Origin of the sequence: Sideroxydans lithotrophicus ES-1 (assembly GCF_000025705.1) — a bacterium.
Lineage (GTDB): Bacteria > Pseudomonadota > Gammaproteobacteria > Burkholderiales > Gallionellaceae > Sideroxyarcus > Sideroxyarcus lithotrophicus.
Genome location: NC_013959.1, coordinates 1,645,643 through 1,666,698, shown reverse-complemented (window position 1 = coordinate 1,666,698; position 21,056 = coordinate 1,645,643). Strand labels below are relative to the sequence as shown.

The 21,056-nt window shown below is 58.0% G+C and carries 26 protein-coding genes; 24 read left to right on the top strand and 2 right to left on the bottom strand.

Features of this window, described 5'->3' with window-relative positions:
* Positions 1 to 29: 29 nt before the first annotated feature.
* The 19 genes from SLIT_RS08265 (at position 30) to SLIT_RS08175 (ending at position 16,514) form a co-directional block, all read left to right on the top strand.
* The gene (locus tag SLIT_RS08265) at positions 30 to 368 is read left to right on the top strand and encodes a P-II family nitrogen regulator (RefSeq protein WP_013029784.1); all 339 of its coding nucleotides are present in this window, start codon (positions 30 to 32) and stop codon (positions 366 to 368) included.
* A gap of 70 nt (positions 369 to 438) precedes the next feature.
* The gene (locus tag SLIT_RS08260) at positions 439 to 1,374 is read left to right on the top strand and encodes a flagellar brake protein (protein ID WP_013029783.1); all 936 of its coding nucleotides are present in this window, start codon (positions 439 to 441) and stop codon (positions 1,372 to 1,374) included.
* Between the two features lie 199 nt (positions 1,375 to 1,573).
* Positions 1,574 to 2,296 (top strand): 30S ribosomal protein S2, encoded by a 723-nt coding sequence (rpsB, locus tag SLIT_RS08255; protein ID WP_013029782.1) that lies wholly within the window; start codon positions 1,574 to 1,576, stop codon positions 2,294 to 2,296.
* A 196-nt stretch (positions 2,297 to 2,492) separates the two neighbouring features.
* Positions 2,493 to 3,392 (top strand): translation elongation factor Ts, encoded by a 900-nt coding sequence (tsf, locus tag SLIT_RS08250; RefSeq protein ID WP_013029781.1) that lies wholly within the window; start codon positions 2,493 to 2,495, stop codon positions 3,390 to 3,392.
* A gap of 13 nt (positions 3,393 to 3,405) precedes the next feature.
* Positions 3,406 to 4,125 (top strand): UMP kinase, encoded by a 720-nt coding sequence (pyrH, locus tag SLIT_RS08245; protein WP_013029780.1) that lies wholly within the window; start codon positions 3,406 to 3,408, stop codon positions 4,123 to 4,125.
* A 27-nt stretch (positions 4,126 to 4,152) separates the two neighbouring features.
* A complete protein-coding gene (frr, locus tag SLIT_RS08240; protein ID WP_013029779.1) occupies positions 4,153 to 4,710 on the top strand; it encodes a ribosome recycling factor in 558 nt (185 codons plus the stop codon).
* 18 nt (positions 4,711 to 4,728) lie between these two features.
* A complete protein-coding gene (gene uppS, locus SLIT_RS08235; RefSeq protein WP_013029778.1) occupies positions 4,729 to 5,496 on the top strand; it encodes an undecaprenyl pyrophosphate synthase in 768 nt (255 codons plus the stop codon).
* A complete protein-coding gene (locus tag SLIT_RS08230) occupies positions 5,489 to 6,313 on the top strand; it encodes a phosphatidate cytidylyltransferase (protein ID WP_013029777.1) in 825 nt (274 codons plus the stop codon). The genes uppS and SLIT_RS08230 overlap by 8 nt, the downstream gene beginning before the upstream one ends.
* Positions 6,310 to 7,491, top strand: coding sequence for a 1-deoxy-D-xylulose-5-phosphate reductoisomerase (ispC, locus tag SLIT_RS08225; RefSeq protein ID WP_013029776.1), 1,182 nt, complete (start codon positions 6,310 to 6,312; stop codon positions 7,489 to 7,491). Before SLIT_RS08230 ends, ispC begins: the two co-directional genes overlap by 4 nt.
* Positions 7,488 to 8,843 (top strand): RIP metalloprotease RseP, encoded by a 1,356-nt coding sequence (rseP, locus tag SLIT_RS08220; protein ID WP_013029775.1) that lies wholly within the window; start codon positions 7,488 to 7,490, stop codon positions 8,841 to 8,843. The genes ispC and rseP overlap by 4 nt, the downstream gene beginning before the upstream one ends.
* An 8-nt stretch (positions 8,844 to 8,851) precedes the next feature.
* Positions 8,852 to 11,134, top strand: coding sequence for an outer membrane protein assembly factor BamA (gene bamA / locus SLIT_RS08215; protein ID WP_013029774.1), 2,283 nt, complete (start codon positions 8,852 to 8,854; stop codon positions 11,132 to 11,134).
* 20 nt (positions 11,135 to 11,154) lie between these two features.
* Positions 11,155 to 11,670: an OmpH/Skp family outer membrane protein gene (locus SLIT_RS08210; RefSeq protein ID WP_013029773.1), complete on the top strand. Its 516-nt coding sequence runs from the start codon at positions 11,155 to 11,157 to the stop codon at positions 11,668 to 11,670.
* A gap of 18 nt (positions 11,671 to 11,688) precedes the next feature.
* The gene (gene lpxD, locus SLIT_RS08205; RefSeq protein WP_013029772.1) at positions 11,689 to 12,732 is read left to right on the top strand and encodes a UDP-3-O-(3-hydroxymyristoyl)glucosamine N-acyltransferase; all 1,044 of its coding nucleotides are present in this window, start codon (positions 11,689 to 11,691) and stop codon (positions 12,730 to 12,732) included.
* Entirely contained in the window at positions 12,729 to 13,175 is a 447-nt protein-coding gene (fabZ, locus tag SLIT_RS08200) for a 3-hydroxyacyl-ACP dehydratase FabZ (RefSeq protein ID WP_013029771.1), read from the top strand. Before lpxD ends, fabZ begins: the two co-directional genes overlap by 4 nt.
* A complete protein-coding gene (lpxA, locus tag SLIT_RS08195) occupies positions 13,175 to 13,966 on the top strand; it encodes an acyl-ACP--UDP-N-acetylglucosamine O-acyltransferase (protein ID WP_013029770.1) in 792 nt (263 codons plus the stop codon). The genes fabZ and lpxA overlap by 1 nt, the downstream gene beginning before the upstream one ends.
* Positions 13,967 to 13,971: 5 nt before the next feature.
* Positions 13,972 to 15,123 carry a lipid-A-disaccharide synthase gene (lpxB, locus tag SLIT_RS08190; protein WP_013029769.1) on the top strand — a complete coding sequence of 384 codons (1,152 nt, stop codon included), beginning with the start codon at positions 13,972 to 13,974 and terminating at the stop codon, positions 15,121 to 15,123.
* A complete protein-coding gene (gene rnhB / locus SLIT_RS08185; RefSeq protein ID WP_013029768.1) occupies positions 15,120 to 15,695 on the top strand; it encodes a ribonuclease HII in 576 nt (191 codons plus the stop codon). Before lpxB ends, rnhB begins: the two co-directional genes overlap by 4 nt.
* 68 nt (positions 15,696 to 15,763) lie before the next feature.
* Positions 15,764 to 16,228 (top strand): CopD family protein, encoded by a 465-nt coding sequence (locus tag SLIT_RS08180; RefSeq protein ID WP_013029767.1) that lies wholly within the window; start codon positions 15,764 to 15,766, stop codon positions 16,226 to 16,228.
* A 43-nt stretch (positions 16,229 to 16,271) separates the two neighbouring features.
* Entirely contained in the window at positions 16,272 to 16,514 is a 243-nt protein-coding gene (locus SLIT_RS08175; RefSeq protein WP_013029766.1) for a hypothetical protein, read from the top strand.
* A gap of 3 nt (positions 16,515 to 16,517) precedes the next feature.
* Here the strand turns inward: SLIT_RS08175 and msrA are convergent, their stop codons facing one another.
* Positions 16,518 to 17,027 carry a peptide-methionine (S)-S-oxide reductase MsrA gene (gene msrA, locus SLIT_RS08170; RefSeq protein WP_013029765.1) on the bottom strand — a complete coding sequence of 170 codons (510 nt, stop codon included), beginning with the start codon at positions 17,025 to 17,027 and terminating at the stop codon, positions 16,518 to 16,520.
* A gap of 298 nt (positions 17,028 to 17,325) precedes the next feature.
* Positions 17,326 to 17,775, bottom strand: coding sequence for an SsrA-binding protein SmpB (smpB, locus tag SLIT_RS08165; protein ID WP_013029764.1), 450 nt, complete (start codon positions 17,773 to 17,775; stop codon positions 17,326 to 17,328).
* A gap of 189 nt (positions 17,776 to 17,964) precedes the next feature.
* Here smpB and SLIT_RS08160 point away from each other — a divergent pair, with 189 nt between their 5' ends.
* From SLIT_RS08160 to SLIT_RS08135, 5 genes are all read left to right on the top strand, one after another.
* A complete protein-coding gene (locus tag SLIT_RS08160) occupies positions 17,965 to 18,402 on the top strand; it encodes a type II toxin-antitoxin system RatA family toxin (RefSeq protein WP_013029763.1) in 438 nt (145 codons plus the stop codon).
* Positions 18,399 to 18,713, top strand: a complete 315-nt coding sequence (locus SLIT_RS08155) for an RnfH family protein (protein WP_013029762.1) — start codon at positions 18,399 to 18,401, stop codon at positions 18,711 to 18,713. The genes SLIT_RS08160 and SLIT_RS08155 overlap by 4 nt, the downstream gene beginning before the upstream one ends.
* Positions 18,713 to 19,573 (top strand): 3',5'-nucleoside bisphosphate phosphatase, encoded by an 861-nt coding sequence (locus tag SLIT_RS08150; protein ID WP_013029761.1) that lies wholly within the window; start codon positions 18,713 to 18,715, stop codon positions 19,571 to 19,573. Before SLIT_RS08155 ends, SLIT_RS08150 begins: the two co-directional genes overlap by 1 nt.
* A gap of 3 nt (positions 19,574 to 19,576) precedes the next feature.
* A complete protein-coding gene (locus SLIT_RS08145; RefSeq protein ID WP_013029760.1) occupies positions 19,577 to 20,206 on the top strand; it encodes an L-threonylcarbamoyladenylate synthase in 630 nt (209 codons plus the stop codon).
* Between the two features lie 187 nt (positions 20,207 to 20,393).
* Entirely contained in the window at positions 20,394 to 21,050 is a 657-nt protein-coding gene (locus SLIT_RS08135; RefSeq protein WP_013029758.1) for a site-2 protease family protein, read from the top strand.
* Positions 21,051 to 21,056: the final 6 nt, after the last annotated feature.

The window sequence follows — 21,056 nt, the reverse complement described above, 5'->3', positions numbered from 1 at the left end:
ACTTGCCGCACACATTTTGGGAGAACTCCATGAAGAAGATCGAAGCCATCATCAAGCCCTTCAAACTCGACGAAGTCCGCGAGGCATTGTCCGAGCTGGGTGTCAGCGGGCTGACCGTTACCGAAGTCAAGGGCTTTGGCCGCCAGAAGGGGCACACGGAGTTGTATCGCGGTGCGGAATATGTGGTGGATTTCCTCCCGAAGATCAAGATCGAGGTCGTGATCAGTGCAGCCATGCTGGATACGGCAATCGAAGCCATCGTCAAGGCGGCGAACACCGGCAAGATCGGTGACGGCAAGATATTCATCACCCCGGTGGAGCAGGTCATCCGGATACGTACCGGCGAGACCAACGAATCAGCGCTGTAATCGACCTAGCCGCCATGCACGGCAGGATTGAATATCCATCTGCCATGACCATTCCGGCTGATCCTGTTGCATGAGCCTGATACTGCTAAAGCCCAATGAGGTCATGGTCGGCAAGCCGGCCCCGTGGCCGCTGTATGACCAGAACTACACGCTATTGCTTGGGCGGGGCGAGCTTGTACGGGACGAGGAACACCTTGATGCACTGCTTGCTGGCGGCGCCCGCCACGAATTGTCGTGGGAAGTGCCGGACAATGTGGAGGAGGAGCGTTTTTCCGCCCTGGAAGAGGCGGCTACCGGGGCGTCTGGAGCCAATGGAGCGAAGACCTCCTTTGGTTTTGACGACTTGAATCTGAAATCGGAAGACAGGCTGCAACTTGAACCGCCGGCCCAATTGTCCCATGAACGCTTCACAGTCAAGGTGATCGGATTTCTCAGGGGATCCAGCCTGCTGGTATCCATGCCGATCACCGCCAACGGACTTCGGCTGCAACTCAGGGAAAAGGAAAAGGTCGTCATGCGCTCTTTTTCTGGCCAGAATGCCTTTGGCTTCGCCTGTACCATCCTGAAGATATGCAAGATCCCTTATGAATATATGCATCTCTCGATTCCAGGGGACATCCAGGGAATCATGATCCGCAAGGCGCCACGCGTCAGGACGCGGATCATTGCGGCAGTCAGGGGTAGCAAGAGCGGGGAGGCAGAGCAAATATCGGCGCTTATTTCCGACATCAGCGCCAATGGGGTTTCCCTGGAATCGAGGAGTGCACTGGGTGGTAAAGGAGATACCCTTAATTTGTCGTTCCGGGTACAGCTGCACAATATCGATGCATACCTGTCGCTAAAGGGCATCATTCGGGCAACATTCACCACCGGGCAGGATGGTACTGCGAAGCCGCCCCTGGTGCGCCACGGCATCGAATTCCAGGATTTACCGCCGAATGACAGCGTCATCCTGCAAAGTCTGATCTATCAGCAACTGATCGAGAACCCGCACATGCTGGTTTAGCTGCGCCTGAAGCCAGCCAAGTTCATCATGCATCCAGCCGTTGAGTCCGCGGGCCGCTTCGGTTACAATGCGCGCCCTGTTTATCCGGCATCCGCCGAATAAACGGTAATTCGCACATCCGTTCATGTTGGGGTGTCCTTTGGATTAAAGGATCAGGCTGACGGGTGGAAGACTTAACCCTTAACGATTGGAGCACTAAATGCAAGTAACCATGCGTCAAATGCTGGAAGCGGGCGTCCATTTCGGACACCAGACCCGTTTCTGGAATCCCAAGATGGCCCCGTATATCTTCGGTCATCGCAACAAGATTCATATCGTCAACCTGGAAAAGACCGTCGTGATGTTCAACGACGCGCTGAAGGAAGTGCGCAAGATCGCCGCGAAGAAGGGCACCATCCTGTTCGTGGCAACCAAGCGCCAGGCGCGCGAGATCATCCGCGAGGAAGCGCAACGTTGCGGTTCCCCCTTCGTTGATCACCGTTGGCTCGGCGGCATGCTGACCAACTTCAAGACCGTCCAGACTTCCATCAAGCGCCTGCGCGAACTGGAAACGATGATCGAAGACGGCAGCATCGAGAAGGTTTCCAAGAAAGAAGGCCTGGTTCTGCGCCGCGAGCTGGAAAAGCTCGATCGCAGCCTGGGTGGCATCAAGGATCTGCAAGGCCTGCCTTCCGCCATCTTCGTGATCGACGTCGGCTACCAGAAGGGTACCGTCACCGAAGCGCAGAAGCTGGGCATCCCGGTCATCGGCGTGGTGGATACCAACCACAGTCCGCTCGGCGTGGATTACGTGATTCCCGGCAACGACGACTCCAGCCAGGCGATCCGCCTGTATGCGCGCGGCGTGGCCGATGCGATCCTGGAAGGACGCGAGCAGGCGCTCAACGACTTGACGGCGCAAGTCGCGGAAAGTGCAGCGTAAGCAGCCTACCCGCAACGGCTGTGGCAAGTAGCCATCTTTAAGATAGTGAATTCGCCATCGCCGTTTTCCCTCACCCTAACCCTCTCCCGGGGGGAGAGGGGACAAACGAGTCGCGACGCGAGTTTTCATATTTTCGAGGGGGCGCAAGCCCCCTTTTTTGTAACTTGAATTTAGTTGAAATCATTAGGAGTGTGACATGGCAGAGATCACCGCAACCATGGTGAAAGAGCTGCGCGAGGCTACCGGCCTCGGCATGATGGAATGCAAGAAGGCATTGGTCGAGACCAATGGCGACGCCAAGGCGGCGGAAGAGTTGCTGCGCATCAAGAGCGGCGCCAAGGCCAGCAAGGCGGCATCGCGTGTGACGGCAGAAGGCGTGATCGGTTCGTTCCTCGCCGCTGACGGCAAGACCGGCGCGGTGGCGGAAGTGAATTGCGAAACCGACTTCGTGGCCAAGAACGACGATTTCATGGCGTTCGCCAAAAACGTTGCAGAAACCGTGGTCAAGAACGACCCGGCGGACATCGACGCGCTGCTGGCGATGAAGCTGGCGAATGGAACCGGTACGGTCGAAGAAGACCGCAAGGCGCTGGTGATGAAGCTGGGCGAGAACCTGACCGTGCGCCGTTTCGAACGTTATGCAACCACCACCGGCAAGCTGGCGACCTACCTGCACGGCAACAAGATCGGCGTGATGGTGAACTTCACCGGCGGCGACGAAGCCCTGGGCAAGGATCTGGCGATGCACATCGCAGCAAGCAAGCCGAAATCGGTCGATGCATCCGGCGTGAATCCGGAAGACATCGCCACCGAGCGCCGCATCGCGATCGAGAAGGCCAAGGAATCCGGCAAGCCGGAAGCCATGCTGGAAAAGATCGCCGAAGGTACCGTGCAGAAGTTCCTCAAGGAAGTCACCTTGCTTGGACAGGTGTTCGTCAAGGCCGAGGACGGCAAGCAGACCATCGAACAATTGCTGAAGAGCAAGAGCGCAACGGTCTCTGCCTTCCAGATGTTCATCGTCGGCGAAGGCATCGAGAAGAAAGTGGAAGACTACGCTGCTGAAGTCGCTGCTGCAGCTGCTGCAGCCAAGAAATAATCGAAAGGAATCCATGACTGCACCCGCCTACAAACGCATCCTGCTCAAACTTTCCGGTGAAGCCCTGATGGGCGATGACAGCTACGGTATCAACCGCGTGGTCGTCGAGCGCATCGTGGCCGAGATCAAGGAAGTGACCGAGCTGGGTGTCGAGGTGGCGATGGTGGTAGGCGGCGGCAACATCTTTCGCGGCGTGGCGCCTGCTGCAGAAGGCATGGATCGTGCCAATGCGGATTACATGGGCATGCTGGCGACGGTGATGAATTCCATGGCATTGCAGGACGCGATGACCCGCGCCGGGCTGGAATGCCGTGTGCAGTCTGCATTGAGTCTGGAGCAGGTCGCCGAGCCGTTCATCCGCGGCAAGGCCTTGCGTTATCTGGAAGACGGCAAGGTGGTGATCTTCGCAGCCGGGATCGGCAGTCCGTTCTTTACCACCGACACTGCGGCCGCATTGCGCGGCGTGGAGATGTCTGCCGACGTGGTGATCAAGGCCACCAAGGTGGATGGCGTGTATACCGCCGATCCGAAGAAGGACCCGAAGGCCACGCGCTACCAGAAGGTGAGTTTCGACGAGGCCATCGGCAAGGACCTGAAAGTGATGGATGCCACCGCATTGACGCTGTGCCGCGACCAGAAGCTGCCCATCATCGTGTTCAGCATCTTCAAGGAAGGCGCTTTGAAGCGTGTGGTGATGGGGCAGGATGAAGGAACGCTGGTACATTGCGACTGAATAAAGCATTCTTGACGGAGAACGAAAATGATTGCTGACATCAAGAAGAACGTAGAACAAAAGATGGCCAAGTCGCTGGAAGCTTTGAAGACCGACTTGGGCAAGATTCGCACCGGGCGCGCGCATACCGGTTTGCTGGATCACGTGATGGTGGACTACTACGGCAGTCCGACAGCCGTGAATCAGGTCGCGAACATCACGCTGACCGATGCGCGCACCATCGGCGTGCAGCCCTACGAAAAGAACATGGTCGGTCCCATTGAAAAAGCCATCCGCGACTCCGACCTTGGATTGAATCCGGCAACCAATGGTGACCTGATCCGCGTGCCGATGCCGATGCTGACCGAAGAGCGGCGCCGCGACCTGATCAAGGTGGTCAAGAGCGAGGGCGAGGATGCCAAGGTCGCCGTGCGCAACATCCGTCGCGATGCCAACGAACAGCTGAAAAAGCTGCTCAAGGACAAAGCGGTCGGTGAGGACGAGGAGCGTCGCGCACAAGAGGATGTGCAGAAACTGACTGACCGCTTCGTTGCCGAGATCGACAAGGCACTGCAGGCAAAAGAAACCGATCTGATGGCAGTATAGGCGGCCATCGATACGATAATGGCGCTGCCTTTCTTCAGTTCCACCCGCACCATCCCCGACATCACTGCTGTCCCGCGTCACATCGCCATCATCATGGATGGCAATGGCCGCTGGGCGAAGCAGCGCTTCATGCCTCGTGTCATGGGGCATCAGCGCGGCGTGGAAACGGTGCGCGAGATGGTCAAGGCATGCCGCCAGCTTGGCGTCGAATATCTGACTCTATTTGCATTCAGCAGCGAGAACTGGCGGCGTCCCGCGGATGAAGTGTCTTTCCTGATGCAGCTGTTCATGAAGATGCTGGAACGCGAAGTCGGCAAACTGCACGAGAACAACATTCGCCTCAAGGTCATCGGCGACCGCAGCCGCTTCGAAGCGCAACTCGTGCGCCACATCGAAGAGGCGGAACTGCTTACCGCGAACAACACCAGCCTCACGCTGACCATCGCCGCCAATTACGGCGGCCGCTGGGACATCATGCAGGCGATGCATGCCTTGAGCCAGGCCCACCCGGAGCGCGCTACGGCCTTCGGCGAAGAAGAGCTTACCCCTTATCTTTCCATGCCCTATGCGCCGGAACCGGATCTGTTCATCCGTACCGGCGGCGAGCAACGCATCAGCAACTTCCTGCTATGGCAACTGGCTTATACCGAACTGTACTTCACCGATACCCTGTGGCCCGCATTCGACCGGGCCGCGCTGGAATCGGCCATCCAGTCCTATCAAAAGCGCGAACGTCGTTTCGGGCGGACCAGCGAACAACTGACCGAGGGCAAGACCAATGCTTAAACAGCGCGTCATCACTGCGAGCATCCTGTTTGTGCTGTTTCTGGCAGCCTTGTTCGGTCTGCCGACTTTGGGCTGGCAGGTACTGGTGCTGGCTGTGGTATGGCAGAGCGCAGTGGAATGGTCGCGGCTGGCCGGTTTGAACGGGCGCGCTGCCACCGTATATTGGCTGCTGACGCTGGCGATGATGGCCGGTATGGTAATGCTCGACTATGGCTTGGCGCAGCAGCAACAGACATTGTTGCACCTGGTCTGGTACGTCCTGGCAGTGCTGCTCTGGGTGTTCGTGGTTCCCGCGTGGTTGATCGCGGGATGGCGTCCCCGCAATGCATGGCTGATGGGTGTGGTCGGCTGGATCGTGTTGCTGCCGACCGGGCTGGCGATGCTGGATCTGCGCGCTTCCAGTCCCTGGCTGCTGTTGTTCGTGATGACAGTGGTGATGATGGCGGACATCTCGGCTTACTTTGCCGGCAAGCGTTTCGGCAAGAACAAGCTCGCTCCGGCGATCAGTCCCGGCAAGACCTGGGAAGGCGTGATCGGGGCGATGATCGGTGTGACCGTGTACGTGGTCGCGGTCTATTGGGCGAGCGGGTTTTACAAGCAGTATCCGATGCTGCCGGGAGTCGTCGTGGCCGGATGGTGGTGGGTGGCATTGGCGGTGATCGGCGACCTGTTCGAATCTGCCGTCAAGCGTCAGGCGGGCGTCAAGGACAGCGGTGCGCTGCTGCCCGGACATGGCGGTCTGCTGGATCGCATCGATGCCCTGACGTCCACCTTGCCCTTTGCCGCGATCGTACTCGTTCTGCAAAGGCTGGAATGAACAAGATCACCCGACTTACCGTACTCGGTTCTACCGGCAGTATCGGCAAAAGCACGCTGGACGTGGTGGCGCGTCATCCCGAAAAATACCGGATCGTCGCACTGACCGCGCAACAACAGGACGGTTTGCTGTTCGAACAATGCCAGCGTTTCCAGCCGCGCTATGCGGTATTGCTGGATGAGGCTGCCGGTGAACGCCTGAGCCGGCGCATCGCTGCAGCCGGGCTGGATGTCGAAGTGCTGTGCGGGGCGGCAGAACTTGAACGCGTTTCGACTTTGCCCGAAGTGGACGCGGTGATGGCGGCCATCGTCGGTGCGGCAGGCATGCCTCCCACCCTGGCTGCTGCGCAGGCCGGCAAGAAGATATTGCTGGCCAACAAAGAGACCCTGGTGCTGGCCGGACATCTGTTCATGGAGGCGGTGCATCGCAGCGGCTCGGTGTTGCTGCCCATAGACAGCGAGCACAACGCGATCTTTCAGGCGCTGCCACGCGGCTATTCAGGCGACATGAAGCAGGGCGGGGTGAGCAAGATATTGCTCACCGCGTCCGGCGGGCCGTTCCGCAATACGCCGCTGGAGCAGTTGCAGCAGGTCACGCCGGAGCAGGCCTGCGCACACCCGAACTGGAGCATGGGGCGCAAGATATCGGTCGATTCCGCCAGCATGATGAACAAGGGGCTGGAAGTGATCGAGGCGCACTGGCTGTTCAATGCATCTGCCGATGACATCCAGGTGGTGGTCCATCCGCAGAGCGTGATTCATTCCATGGTCCAGTATGTCGATGGCTCGGTACTGGCCCAACTCGGCAACCCGGATATGCGCACACCGATCGCTTATGCCCTGGCTTATCCCGAGCGCATCGATGCCGGCGTTGCAGCGCTCGACCTGTTCCAGATCGCAAGACTCGATTTTGCCGCTCCCGATTTCACGCGCTTCCCTTGCCTTGCTTTGGCGTACCATGCCTTGCGTGCGGGCGGCACCACGCCGGCATTGCTGAACGCAGCAAATGAAGAGGCAGTAGCTGCATTCCTCGAACGGCGCATATCCTTTCTCGATATCCCGCGCCTGATCGAAGCAGTGCTGAATAAGATCACCCGCGTTGAAGTGCACACACTGCAGGATGTGCTGGCTGCGGATGCCGCGGCACGCGATGCAGCCAGGGAGTGGATCGCAAAATGACCACGCTGATCGCATTCATTGTTGCTATCGCTATCCTCGTGGTGTTCCATGAACTGGGGCATTACGTGGTGGCGCGACTGTGCGATGTGAAGGTGCTGAAGTTCTCCATCGGATTCGGCAATGCACTGTATACAAAACGCTTCAGCAATAGCGAGACGGAGTGGGTGATTTCGGCGATCCCGTTGGGTGGCTACGTCAAGATGCTGGACGAGAATGAGGGCGAGGTTGCCGCGCATGAGTTGCCGCGTGCCTTCAACCGCAAACCGGTGTGGCAGCGCATGGCCATCGTGGTAGCGGGCCCGATCGCCAACCTGCTGCTGGCTGTCGTCCTGTATTTCATGCTTTTCATACACGGCGTGCCGGGCCTCAAGCCGGTATTGGGCGAGATCGTGCCGAATTCGCCTGCAGCTGTTGCCGGACTGCAAAGCAAACAGACCATCGTCAGCATCAATGGGCAGCCGACCCCGAGCTGGCAGGAGATACGCTGGATACTGCTCGATCTGGTGCTGCAGCAGAAAGCGGCCAATGTCGAGCTGCTGGATGTCCAGGGCGAAAGGTCGTTCCGTGTTCTGGAGATGAGCAGCCTGAAGGCTGCGGATCTGGACGGCGATTTCATGCAGAAACTCGGCTTGCAACCATTCCAGCCGCCGATCTATCCCGTCATCGGCAAGTTGGTCGAGGGCGGTGTGGCGCAGCGTGCCGGGTTGCAGGTGAACGACCGGGTGCTGCTGGCGGATGGGCAGAAAGTCCCCTTGTGGGACGACTGGGTGAACGCGGTGCGCAGCCACCCCGGCAAGCCATTGGATATTGAGATCGAACGTGCGGGCGCAGTCCTGAAACTTAGCCTGACGCCCGAGGTCATTGTCGAGGGCGGCAAGACCATAGGCCGTATCGGCGCGGCGGCGTTTATCGACAAGACGGCGTTTGAAGCGATGCTGACCCAGGTGAGTTACCCGCCGCTCGCGGCTTTGCAGGAAGCATTGCGCAAGACCTGGGAGACTGCCATCGTCAGTTTGAAAATGATGGGCAAGATGGTGGAGGGCGAGGTGTCGCTGAAAAACCTTTCCGGTCCGATCACCATCGCGGACTACGCCGGGCAGTCGGCACAATTGGGGGCAGGAGCGTATATCAGTTTTCTTGCGCTCATCAGCATCAGCCTGGGCGTATTGAATCTGTTGCCCATACCTTTATTGGATGGCGGACATTTGCTGTATTATTCGGTCGAGTTGGTCAAAGGCAGCCCGGTCTCGGAAAGCCTGTGGGAAGCGGGACAAAAAGTAGGTATCGCCCTGTTGGTTACCATGATGGCTTTTGCGTTATATAACGACATCAGCCGCCTGATTTTAGGTTGAACACAATAATGAATTTGATAAAACTGGCGGGTCTGTTTGCACTGTTGTACAGCACATCTGTTATGGCGATAGAGCCTTTCACCATCAAGGACATCCGCGTCGAGGGCATCCAGCGTACCGAGCCCGGCACGGTGTTCAGCTACCTGCCGGTCAAGGTCGGCGATACGATGGATGACGAACATGCGACCGCATCGCTGCATGCTTTGTTCGCAACCGGATTCTTCAAGGATGTGGAGTTGAAGGCAGAGGGCAGCGTGCTGATCGTCGTCGTGAAAGAGCGTCCGACCGTCGCCAGCGTCGAGATCAACGGCGTGAAGGATTTCCCCAAGTCGCAATTGCTCGACAATCTCAAATATGTCGGTTTGGCGGAAGGGCGCATCTTCGACAAGTCTGCGCTGGAGAAATCCGAAAACGAACTCAAGCGCCAGTACATAGCGCGCGGAAAATACTCCGTCGTGGTGAAGACGACCGTGAAAGACCTGGAACGCAACCGTGTGGCGGTGAGTTTCAATGTGGAAGAGGGTTCGGCATCCAAGATTCGTCTCATCAATATCGTGGGCAACAAGGCATACTCCGAAAAGGACTTGCTCGATACCATGCAGCTGACCACACCCGGCTGGTTCTCCTGGTTCAGCAAGAACGATCAGTATTCCAAGCAAAAACTGTCTGCCGACATGGAGAGTCTGCGTACCTTCTACATGAACTCTGGGTATATGGATTTCACCATCGAATCGACGCAAGTCTCCATTTCGCCGGACAAAAAAGACATCTTTATCACCCTGAATATCTCGGAAGGCGACAAATATACCGTTTCGGACATCAAGGTGGCCGGAACGCAGGCCGTGCTTTCGCATGAGGAAATGCGCAAGCTGATAGGCATACAGCCGGGCGATGTGTTCTCGCGCGACGCGATCACTGAATCCACGCGCAAGATCGGCGAACGGCTTGGCGAGGAAGGCTATGCATTTGCCAACGTGAATGCTGCACCGGAAATTGACAAGGCCAAACACCAGGTGGCATTCACCTTTGTGGTCGATCCGCTGCAGCGCGCCTATATCCGGCGTATCAATATCACCGGCAACGACAAGACCAGGGATGAAGTTATCCGCCGCGAATTCCGCCAGATGGAAGGCGGCTGGTTCGCCACTTCGAAGATAAAGAAATCCAAGCAGCGTCTCGATCGGCTGGGCTTCTTCTCGGATGTGAATGTCGATACTTCGCCGGTACAGGGAACCGGCGATCAATTGGACCTGAACCTCAAGGTGGCGGAAAGATCCACCGGCAACTTCTCGATCGGCGCCGGTTACAGCAGCCTGGAAAAATTGACGCTGATGGCTGGCGTCACTCAATCCAACGTGTTCGGCACGGGAAACTCGCTGTCCACGCAAATCAACACCAGCAAGCTAAACCAGGTCTATTCGGTTTCCTATACCAATCCCTATTACACCGATGATGGCATCAGCCGCGGGTTTGACGTTTACAAGCGCAGAACCAACGCGACCCAGATAACGGTCAGTCAATATACGTCGGATACCTATGGTGCCGGGGTGCGCTATGGTGTGCCGATCACCGATGACCAGATGTTCCATTACGGCTTGTCGTTCGAGCAGACCACGATCGGTTTGACTTCGCTCAGTCCGCAGCGCTTCGTTGACTACATCAACACATTTGGCCCGACCAACAGGAACGAGCTCGGCACGATAGGCTGGTCGCAAGACACGCGCGATAGCGCAATATTTACCACCGAGGGCGTGATGCAGAACTCATATATCGAGCTCAGCATTCCGTCATCCGACCAGCGCTACTACAAGTGGACTTATCAGAACCAGTGGTTCCATCCGCTGAGCCGCAGTTTTACCCTGATGACCAATGCGAATTTCGGCGTGGCAGGCGGATACGGCGGTATGCCGCTGCCGTTCTTCAAGAACTTCTACGCGGGCGGGGTCGGTTCGGTGCGTGGCTATGATCCGAATTCTCTGGGTCCCCGAGACATCAATAACTATTCATTGGGCGGCAACAAGCTGGCGGTCGGCAATATCGAGTTGTTGTTCCCCATGCCTGGCATGGAAAAGGAGAAATCGCTGCGCTTGAGCGCCTTCCTGGACGGCGGCGAGATATTCGGCTCGGGAGGACAGGTACCGGGCACGGACGGAATGCGCTATTCTACAGGCCTTGCTTTGACATGGTTTTCGCCTGCCGGCCCGCTGAAACTGAGCTGGGCCAGGCCGTTGAACAAGCAACCGCAGGACAAGATACAGAATCTCCAGTTTACGTTGGGTTCGATGTTTTGACCTATTCGAAGGAGTATGAGATGAAGAAGTTACTTTGTGCGGGCCTGTTGTTCTTCGCATGTGTCGCGCAGACAAATGCAGATGGTTTCCGTATCGGGGTGGTCGATACCGAGCGTATCCTGCGCGAATCGGACCAGGCGATCCGTGCAGAGAAGAAGATCGAACGGGAGTTCTCCGCGCGGGATCAGGAGATCAAAAAGATGATCAAGCAGAGCAAGGACCTGCAGGCATCACTGGAAAAGGACGGTTCTACCATGTCCGATGCAGTGCGCCGCGGCAAGGAACGCGAGCTGGCCAACCTGAACCTGAATTTGCAGACCCTGCAGCGCGAATTTCGCGAAGACCTGAATCTGCGCAAGAACGAGGAGTTGGCGGTGGTGCTGGCCCGTGCCGACAAGGCGATACGCGAGATCGCCGAGAGCGAAAAGTACGACATCATCCTGCAGGAAGCAGTCTATCGCAATCCCAAAGTGGACATCACCGACAAGGTGCTGAAATACCTTGCCAACGAGGCTCCCGAAAAATCCGAGAAGTGATCTGAAAGAGTTGTCTTGATGGAACGTACAGCCTACCGACTGGCAGACATCGTAGCGCGCTTCGGCGGGCAGGTGATGGGCGATGCCGATACGCGAGTGCAGCAGATCGGAACATTGGAGCACGCGACGGCAGGCCAGATCGCCTTTCTTGCCAATGCGAAATATCGCAGTCAACTGGAAGGCAGCAAAGCTTCCGCCGTGATCCTGTCCAGGGCCGATGTCGATGCTACCGGGTTGCCGCGCATCGTCTGCGACAACCCTTATTCGTATTTCGCCAGGCTTTCCGCCTTTCTGAATCCCCTGGCCCGGTATGTTCCTGGCGTTCATCCCTCCGCCATCATCGGCAAAGACGTTCAGATATCTGCGCAAGCCTACATCGGACCGCTGGTGACGATAGGCGACGGCGCCGTCATCGGCGAAGGGGCTGTGGTGATGGCCGGATGCTGCATCGGCGAAGGCGTGACACTGGGGCGGAACACAAGGCTCTATCCGCGAGTGACGATCTATCACGGCTGCCTCATCGGCAGCGACGTCATCGTGCATTCCGGCGCAGTGATCGGAGCGGACGGTTTCGGTATCGCGATGGATGAAGGCAGGTGGTTGAAGATCCCGCAGATCGGTCGCGTGGTCATCGGCGATCATGTCGAGATCGGGGCGAACACCACCATCGATCGCGGTGCGCTGGACGACACGGTGATCGAAGAGGGGGCGAAACTGGATAACCAGATCCAGGTCGCCCACAACGTCCGTATCGGCGCGCATACTGCCATCGCCGGCTGCGTGGGGATCGCCGGCAGCGCGACCATCGGCAAGTATTGCCGCATCGGCGGCAGCGCCGGCATCCTGGGCCATTTGCAGATCGCCGACAACGTCGAGGTCGCCTCGTTCACGCTGGTCGGTAAATCCATATCCGAACCGGGCAGCTATGCGGGCATCTATCCGTTCAGCAAGAACGACGAATGGCGCAACAACGCCGTACATCTGCGGCACCTGGGTGACCTGGTCAAACGTGTCAAAGCACTGGAAAAAGAGATAGCAACATTAAAAGGGGAGAAAGTATGAGTACCGTGATGGACATCCACGAGGTGTTGGAGCATCTGCCGCACCGTTATCCGTTCCTGCTGATAGATCGCGTGCTCGAAGTCGTGCCGAACGAGAGGATCGTGGCGCTTAAGAATGTCACCATGAATGAGCCCTTCTTTCCCGGTCACTACCCGCACCATCCGGTGATGCCGGGCGTGCTGGTGATCGAAGCGATGGCGCAGGCGGCGGCCATCCTGTCCTTCAAGACGATGGGTACCTTGCCGAGCGACGATTCGGTGTATTACTTCGTCGGTATCGAGAATGCTCGATTCAAGCGCCCGGTCAGCCCCGGCGACCAACTGATCCTGAAAGTGTCGATAGGCATGAACCGTCGCGGCATGTGGAAATTCAACGGCAAGGCAGAAGTGGACGGGCAGGTCGCCGCAGAAGCAGAGCTGATTTGCACGCTGCGGGACAAATAATGGACAGCTTGCGTCACCCGACCGCGATCATCCACCCGAATGCCAGACTGGCCGACGACGTTTCAGTCGGCCCGTATTCCATCATCGGCGAGCATGTCGAGATCGGCGCGGGATCGGTGATCGGCCCGCATGTCGTCGTCGATGGACATACCACGATCGGCAAAGGCAATCGCATCTTTCAGTTCAGTTCGATCGGCGAGATTCCCCAGGACAAGAAATACAAGGGCGAGCCGACAAGGCTGATCATCGGCGACAACAACACCATCCGCGAGAGTTGCACCCTGAATCTGGGCACCATACAGGACGGCGGCGTCACCTCCATCGGCAACGACAACTGGATCATGGCCTATGTGCATGTGGCGCATGATTGCCATATCGCCGACCATAACGTGATCGCCAATTCGGTGCAGTTCGCGGGCCATGTGACTGTAGGCAGCCATACCCTGATCGGCGGCATGAGCGGGATACACCAGTTCGTGCGCATCGGCGACTTTGCCATGATTGGCTTCCAGACGCGTTTGTCCCAGGATCTTCCGCCGTTTGTGACTGCAGTCGGGAATCCGGCCGAAGCCAAGGGGCCGCATCAGGAAGGACCACGCCGTGCAGGCTACTCAGCGCAACGCCTCGACATGATCAAGCAGATGTACCGCACTCTTTATCGTGCAGGCAGCAGTTTCGATACGGCAAAAAAGGAGATCGAAGCCTTGCGCGGACAAGCGACGGATGCCGACGCGGACATCGAGAACATGCTGACATTCCTGAGCCACGCCAGCCGCGGCATCGTGCGGTAACCGGTATGACTAATTCTGTGAAAACCATCGCCATCGTGGCGGGCGAAGCCTCGGGCGACCTGCTGGGCAGTTTGCTGCTGGATGCGATCAAGCAAGCTTTCCCCAATGTCCGCTTCATCGGTATCGGCGGTCCGAAGATGCAGGCGCAGGGCATGGAAGTATTGTTCCCGCTGGAAAAGCTGTCGGTGAACGGCTATATCGAAGTCCTGCGCCATTACCGCGAACTCATTGGCATCCGCCGCAATCTGCGCGAGCGCTTCATTGCCGAGCCGCCGGATCTTTTCATCGGCATCGATGCGCCTGACTTCAATCTCGATCTTGAACTGGCGCTCAAGCAGCACGGCATTCCCACTGTGCATTACGTCAGCCCTTCCATCTGGGCCTGGCGCGGCGAGCGCATCCACAAGATCAAACAGGCGGTGTCGCACATGCTTGCCTTGTTTCCGTTCGAGGCGCCGCTGTATCAGAAGGCCGGTGTCCAGGTCACCTATGTCGGCCACCCGCTGGCGGATATGCTGCCGGAGGCGCCCAATCGTTCCGAGATGCGCGAGCAGATGCGCATCATGCCGAGGAATGCCAAGGTGTTCGCCTTCCTGCCGGGCAGTCGCCAGGGCGAAGTACGGCGTCTGGCCAGGACATACATCGAGACAGCCAGATTGATTCTGCAGAAAGTGCCGGAAGCGCAGTTTCTGGTGCCGCTCGCCAGCCGCGAGACGCGCACCATATTCGAAAACGAGATATGGAAGCAGGAAGCGCAGCAATTGCCTATCACGCTGCTTTTCGGCCATGCGCATGACGCGATGATCGCCGCCGACGGCGCACTGGTCGCCTCTGGCACGGCCACGCTGGAAGCCGCATTGCTCAAATGCCCCATGGTCATCACCTACAAGATGCCCGCGCTGACTTATTGGCTGGCAAAGCGCAAGCAATACCTGCCTTATGTGGGGCTTCCCAATATCCTCGCCGGGAAGTTCGTCGTGCCCGAGATCCTGCAGGACGATGCCACGCCGGAGAACCTGTCCCAGGCACTACTCAACCTGGTCAGCAACAAACATGCTGTGGCCGAACTGGAGCAGACCTTCGGTGCTATCCATCGGACCTTGCGCCAGGACACTGCACAGAAGGCGGCGGCGGCCATCCTGCCGTTCCTGGCATGAGCCATGTCCTGCTCATCTGCGGTGTGGATGAAGCAGGGCGGGGGCCGCTGGCCGGGCCGGTGAGTGCGGCTGCAGTCATTCTCGACAAATCGCGCCCGATCGAGGGGCTGGCGGACTCCAAGAAACTGTCCGAAAGACAACGCGACCAGCTTGCGCCGCTTATCCGGGAACGCGCGCTGGCCTGGGCGGTCGCCTATGCCGAAGTCGAAGAGATCGACCGCCTCAACATCCTGCAGGCGACCCTGCTGGCGATGAAGCGCGCCGTGCTGGCGCTGCATACGCAACCGCAACAGGTGCTGGTGGACGGCCTGTATTGCCCGCAGACCGGCATTCCCAGCCAGGCCATCGTCAAGGGCGACAGCAAGGTCGCCGCCATTTCCGCTGCTTCCATACTCGCCAAGACTGCGCGCGACGAACTCATGCTGAAGATGCATGAGCAATATCCGCAGTACGGGTTCGACGGCCACAAGGGCTATCCGACTGCCGCGCACCTCGCTGCCCTTCGCCAGCATGGCGTTTCCGACGTGCATCGCCGCAGTTTCAGGCCCGTGCGCGAACTTTTGTCCCCTTGAAAACAGGGGATTAAGCGAAGGATTTTTCGGTTATCCTTTTGCTCCTGCACAACCAATCCAGAGACATCATGACCCTGTTCAAACTCATTCATCTGCTTGCCGTGCTCATCTGGGTCGGCGGCATGTTCTTCGCCTATATGGTGCTGCGTCCAGCTGCTGTCGATGTGTTGCAGCCGCCCGAACGCCTGCGCCTTTGGGACAATGTGTTCCGCCGTTTCTTCAACTGGGTGTGGGGTGCGATCGGCGCCATACTGGCCAGCGGCTTCTACATGATCTACCTGTTCGGCGGCATGGCGCATGTGCCGCCCTATGTTCACATCATGCTGCTGCTGGGATTGGTGATGGTGGCGGTCTACGGTTACGTGTTCTTCGCCTGCTACGTGCCGCTCAGTCTGCATGTCGCCAAGGAACGCTGGAAAGAAGCGGGTGCGATGCTCGGCAAGATACGCAAGCTGGTGGCGGTCAACCTCACGCTGGGGCTGATCACCGTCTCTGTGGCGCTTATTGGCATGGCCGGTGGATTCACCCGCTAGGCGGAGATCGCAAACATCCCTTGTACAAGAGGAATCACCAGATATGAAGAACCTGCTCAGCGTCGCATCCTTCACCGCCCTGGGTTTGATCATCGGCTACGCCATCTTCGGAAAGTGGGCTGGTGAATACGTCAGCCTGCAAACGCTGTTCTCTTTCGGAGGAAATGCATTCCATCGTGCATTCCAGTCCGTTTCCGGCATCGACGATATGCGCAACAAGATATTGCTGTGCGGTGCTGCGGGCGCTGTGGCGGGTGTGCTGCTGACCTTCAGGATGAAGAAATAGACGTTACTCGCCGAGTTGCATGCGACGCACATAGTGGCAGGTGTAGCCGTGCGGGTGCTTGACCAGATATCTCTGGTGGTACTCCTCGGCACGCCAGAAGTCCTTGAATGGTACGACCTCCGTGACCACCTTTGCGCTCCAGCCTCTTGATGCATCCACGGTACTGATGACCTCTTCCGCAGTACGTTTCTGTTCTTCATCCAGATAGAAGATCGCCGAACGGTATTGCGTGCCGATGTCGTTACCCTGCTGGTTGCGGGTGGTGGGGTTATGCATGCGGAAGAACTCGAACAGCAAATGGCGGTAAGTCAGCAGCCCGGGATCGAACACGACCTTCAGCGATTCGGCATGGCCGCTGCGCCCGGACTTCACGATCTCGTAAGTCGCGTCTGGTATATCGCCGCCGGTATAGCCGACCTCGGTTTCCAGCACGCCGTGAATCTGGCGCACCAGCTCTTCCATGCCCCAGAAACAGCCGCCGGAGAGATAGGCGGTTTGGTAGATGTCGGTCATGGCGGCTCCTTTCGGTTGGCGGAATGGTGCGGGGAAATCGAATTGCGCCTTTTAAAGGCTGGTCGCATGCTTGTGGCTCCGGCCGCTCGCGTTGCGAGCTCAACATTTGCTGTGCCCATGTTAGCCTGCGCCGCAAGTGAGCCACTCAACTAGCGGCGTTCCTTTTTCATAGCCATAGCGACTTCACGTTTCGAATCTTTTTCGCGTTCGGTGGCTCTTTGTGGCTTCGGCCACTCACTTCGTTCGTTTAACTTGGCTACGCCAAGTTAGCCTGCGCCGCAAGCGCGCAAGGCTTGCCTTAGCGGCGCTCCTTCTTCATTGCGGAGGCTGCTTCACGCTTCGCGTCCTTTTCTCGTTCCGTTGCGCGTTTGTCATGCTCCTTCTTGCCTTTTGCGAGGCCGATCTCCAGCTTCACGCGTCCGCCCTTGTAGTGCATGTCCAGTGGCATGATGGTGTAACCGGCGCGTTGCACCTTGCCGATGAGCTTGTCGATCTCGTGCTTGTGCAGCAACAGCTTGCGGGTGCGCACGGGGTCGGGGTGGATATGGGTGGAGGCGTTCAGTAGCGGGCTGATGTGCGAGCCGAACAGGTAGAGTGCACCGTCCTTGGCGAGGACGTAGGCTTCCTTCAGCTGCACGCGTCCTTCGCGGATGGCTTTGACTTCCCAGCCTTCCAGCATGAGTCCGGCTTCATGTTTTTCTTCGATGAAGTACTCGTGAAAGGCTTTTTTGTTCTGGATGATGCTCATGATTCCAATCCAATTTCTTCGGTGAAACTGCGTTGATTTCCTCACTCACTCCTAGTCATGCATCAGCACTGCCCGCGTCGTTCGTTCGTCATCGCCTTGTTTGACCTTCGAAATTGAACTGGAATAAGGTGAGTTTTGAGGTGTGTTGCGATATTCTACCAGTCTTTGATTTGGCGGCTTCGTAAAGCAATGGCTCTGGTAGAAAAGACGGTCCTGGTTCCGCACACGGCGGAGCAGATGTTCAAGCTGGTGGATGGGGTGGAGGAATATCAGCAGTTCCTGCCCTGGTGCGGCGGCGGGAGCATCAACGACATGCAGGGTACGACCATGCATGCCACGATCCATATCGATTATCACCATATCAAACAGCATTTCAGCACCGAGAACCGGCGCACTCCGCCGCACCAGATCGATATAAAGCTGACAGACGGCCCGTTCCGGCACCTGGATGGAAGCTGGCGATTCATCCCCTTGAGCGACGAAGCCTGTAAAATAGAGTTCCGCCTGCATTATGAGTTTTCCAGCAAGCTGCTGGAGAAGCTGGTGGGCCCGGTGTTTCACCATATCGCCAACAGTTTTGTGGATGCCTTTATCCAACGTGCAGACAAGGTTTATGTAAAAAAATGAGCGACGAAAAAATCGATGTGGAATTGGTCTATGCCTTGCCTGCCGAGCAGTTCCTGATCAAGTCGGAAGTGCCCAGGGGAACGACCATTGCCGAGGCAGTCAGGCTTTCCGGCATGCTGGACAAGCATCCCGAGATCGACCTTGAAAAAGGCAAATTCGGCATCTTCGGCAAGTTGAGCAAGACCGATACCGTATTGCGCGAGAAAGACCGTATCGAGATCTATCGTCCATTGATCGCCGATCCGAAAGAGGTGCGGCGCAAGCGCGCCGAAGAAGGCAAAGCGATGAAGAAAGGCGGCGGCGACCTCTGATGCTCGATTACGATCTGCATTGCCATTCCAATGTGTCCGACGGGACGCTCACTCCGACCGAACTGGTGGCGCGCGCCGCCGCGCGCGAAGTGAAGGTGCTGGCATTGACCGATCATGACGAAGTGGATGGCCTGACAGAGGCAGAACAAGCCGCCACTGCGCACGGTATCGAATTCATCAATGGGGTGGAGATATCGGTGAGCTGGCGTAGCCACACGATACACATCGTCGGGCTGCATATCGACCCGCAATATCCTGCATTGGTCGATGGTTTGCGCGCGATCCGCAGCGGTCGCAAGCATCGCGCAGAGCTGATGTCGGAATCGCTGGCGCGCAGCGGTATCGGTGGCGTGCTGGAGGGGGCGTATCGGTATGCGGCCAATCCGGACATCATCGGGCGTACCCATTTCGCGCGTTATCTGGTCGAAGCGGGTTATTGCAAGGATGTGCGCAGCGTGTTCAGCCGCTATCTGGTCAAGGGCAAGCCCGGCTATGTGCCGCACGAATGGGCGCATCTGCAGGATGCGGTAAGCTGGATACGCGGCAGCGGCGGCGTTGCAGTGCTGGCGCATCCGGGCCGCTATACCGCCGGACGCAAGGCGATGGGAAAGACGACCTTGCAGGAACTGCTGCGAGAATTCGTCGAAGCAGGCGGACGCGGCATCGAAGTGGTGAGCGGCAGCCATACGCCGCCGCAATATGCCGAGTTCGCACGCTACGCCAAGGAGTTCGGCTTGCTGTGCTCCTGCGGCTCGGATTTCCACGGGCCCGGAGAGAGCTACCGGGACCTCGGGCGCTTGCCGGATTTTCCGCTGGAATGCCGACCGGTGTGGACAGAGTGGGAAAAGGCGGCAGCCTGAACTATGGCGCAATTCTTTACCATCCATCCTGAAAACCCGCAGCCGCGCTTGATCAAGCAGGCAGCGGAGATGTTGCGGAACGGCGCCGTGATCGTCTATCCCACCGATTCCGGTTATGCGCTCGGTTGCCATCTGGACGACAAAGATGCGGTGACCCGGATCCGCCAGATACGCGGGCTCGACGACAAGCATTTTCTGACCTTGATGTGTCGCGATCTGTCCGAGCTGTCTCACTATGCCAGGGTGGACAACGCTCAGTTCCGCCTGCTGAAGAACAACACGCCGGGCAGCTACACGTTCATCCTGGAAGCGACCAGGGAAGTGCCGCGACGCTTGCAGCATCCCAAGCGCAGTACCGTCGGTTTGCGCATCCCGGATCATCCCATCGCGCTGGCCTTGCTGGAGGAGTTGGGCGAGCCGTTGCTGAGTTCCACACTGATCCTGCCGGACGAAGAACAACCGCTGACCGATGTGGACGTGATACGGGAACAACTCGAGCGCCTGGTCGAACTCGTCATCGAAGGCGGCACGGTAGGTATCGGCCCGACCACGGTCATCGACCTGACCGACGCAACACCAGTGCTGGTACGGCGCGGTATCGGGGAGGTCGCACATTTAGGAATCGAGGAATGATGAATCACTCCCTTTTCCCGCAGTCGGGACTGCGGATGGGGCGCTGCGTAGCAGCGGGGTACCCACCGGCGTACTGCTTGCGGGTGGAAGGGCAGATGATGAGGGTTCGCGAGGCCCGCGATATCGTCCCTCACCCTAACCCTAACCCTCTCCCGCTTGCGGGAGAGGGAACGAACGAGGAAAACAAATGAACTTTGATGCATTGATACAGACCATCGCGCTTGCAGCCATACCTGTGCTGTTTGCCATCACCTTGCATGAGGCCGCACATGGTTATGCGGCGCGTCATTTCGGCGATCTGACGGCGTATCAGCAGGGGCGGATATCGCTGAATCCCTTGCACCATATCGATCCCGTGGGCACGATCCTGCTGCCTCTGCTGACGCTGTTCGTGGGCGGTATCCTGTTTGGCTGGGCGAAGCCGGTTCCGGTCAATTTTTCCGCGTTGCGCCGACCCAAGCAGGACATGCTGTGGGTCGCGCTGGCCGGCCCGCTTGCCAATCTGGTGATGGCGCTGTTCTGGGGCGGGATGATCAAGGTGGCGCTGATGTTCCCTGAGAACTATTTTGCCGAGCCGCTGATAGGCATGGCGCAGATCGGAGTTACAATCAACGCCGTTTTGCTGGTGTTGAACCTGTTGCCGTTGCCGCCCCTGGACGGCGGACGCATCGCCATCAGCCTGCTGCCGCACCGCCAGGCCTTCCAGCTGGCAAAGGTCGAACCGTACGGCATGGTCATACTGATCCTGCTGGCCGTGGTGCCGATCGGGGGCCAACCGATATTGAGCTGGATATTGTCGCCGCTGGTAACCTCGTTCATCCAGTTTGTCGAAACGATTTTTTAATGTGAA

Bases quoted from the DNA above. Each gene is read 5' to 3' on its own strand.
- SLIT_RS08265 (WP_013029784.1), top strand. From the start codon at position 30: ATGAAGAAGATCGAAGCCATCATCAAGCCCTTCAAACTCGACGAAGTC.
- SLIT_RS08260 (WP_013029783.1), top strand. From the start codon at position 439: ATGAGCCTGATACTGCTAAAGCCCAATGAGGTCATGGTCGGCAAGCCG.
- rpsB (WP_013029782.1), top strand. From the start codon at position 1,574: ATGCAAGTAACCATGCGTCAAATGCTGGAAGCGGGCGTCCATTTCGGA.
- tsf (WP_013029781.1), top strand. From the start codon at position 2,493: ATGGCAGAGATCACCGCAACCATGGTGAAAGAGCTGCGCGAGGCTACC.
- pyrH (WP_013029780.1), top strand. From the start codon at position 3,406: ATGACTGCACCCGCCTACAAACGCATCCTGCTCAAACTTTCCGGTGAA.
- frr (WP_013029779.1), top strand. From the start codon at position 4,153: ATGATTGCTGACATCAAGAAGAACGTAGAACAAAAGATGGCCAAGTCG.
- uppS (WP_013029778.1), top strand. From the start codon at position 4,729: ATGGCGCTGCCTTTCTTCAGTTCCACCCGCACCATCCCCGACATCACT.
- SLIT_RS08230 (WP_013029777.1), top strand. From the start codon at position 5,489: ATGCTTAAACAGCGCGTCATCACTGCGAGCATCCTGTTTGTGCTGTTT.
- ispC (WP_013029776.1), top strand. From the start codon at position 6,310: ATGAACAAGATCACCCGACTTACCGTACTCGGTTCTACCGGCAGTATC.
- rseP (WP_013029775.1), top strand. From the start codon at position 7,488: ATGACCACGCTGATCGCATTCATTGTTGCTATCGCTATCCTCGTGGTG.
- bamA (WP_013029774.1), top strand. From the start codon at position 8,852: ATGAATTTGATAAAACTGGCGGGTCTGTTTGCACTGTTGTACAGCACA.
- SLIT_RS08210 (WP_013029773.1), top strand. From the start codon at position 11,155: ATGAAGAAGTTACTTTGTGCGGGCCTGTTGTTCTTCGCATGTGTCGCG.
- lpxD (WP_013029772.1), top strand. From the start codon at position 11,689: ATGGAACGTACAGCCTACCGACTGGCAGACATCGTAGCGCGCTTCGGC.
- fabZ (WP_013029771.1), top strand. From the start codon at position 12,729: ATGAGTACCGTGATGGACATCCACGAGGTGTTGGAGCATCTGCCGCAC.
- lpxA (WP_013029770.1), top strand. From the start codon at position 13,175: ATGGACAGCTTGCGTCACCCGACCGCGATCATCCACCCGAATGCCAGA.
- lpxB (WP_013029769.1), top strand. From the start codon at position 13,972: ATGACTAATTCTGTGAAAACCATCGCCATCGTGGCGGGCGAAGCCTCG.
- rnhB (WP_013029768.1), top strand. From the start codon at position 15,120: ATGAGCCATGTCCTGCTCATCTGCGGTGTGGATGAAGCAGGGCGGGGG.
- SLIT_RS08180 (WP_013029767.1), top strand. From the start codon at position 15,764: ATGACCCTGTTCAAACTCATTCATCTGCTTGCCGTGCTCATCTGGGTC.
- SLIT_RS08175 (WP_013029766.1), top strand. From the start codon at position 16,272: ATGAAGAACCTGCTCAGCGTCGCATCCTTCACCGCCCTGGGTTTGATC.
- msrA (WP_013029765.1), bottom strand. From the start codon at position 17,027: ATGACCGACATCTACCAAACCGCCTATCTCTCCGGCGGCTGTTTCTGG.
- smpB (WP_013029764.1), bottom strand. From the start codon at position 17,775: ATGAGCATCATCCAGAACAAAAAAGCCTTTCACGAGTACTTCATCGAA.
- SLIT_RS08160 (WP_013029763.1), top strand. From the start codon at position 17,965: ATGGCTCTGGTAGAAAAGACGGTCCTGGTTCCGCACACGGCGGAGCAG.
- SLIT_RS08155 (WP_013029762.1), top strand. From the start codon at position 18,399: ATGAGCGACGAAAAAATCGATGTGGAATTGGTCTATGCCTTGCCTGCC.
- SLIT_RS08150 (WP_013029761.1), top strand. From the start codon at position 18,713: ATGCTCGATTACGATCTGCATTGCCATTCCAATGTGTCCGACGGGACG.
- SLIT_RS08145 (WP_013029760.1), top strand. From the start codon at position 19,577: ATGGCGCAATTCTTTACCATCCATCCTGAAAACCCGCAGCCGCGCTTG.
- SLIT_RS08135 (WP_013029758.1), top strand. From the start codon at position 20,394: ATGAACTTTGATGCATTGATACAGACCATCGCGCTTGCAGCCATACCT.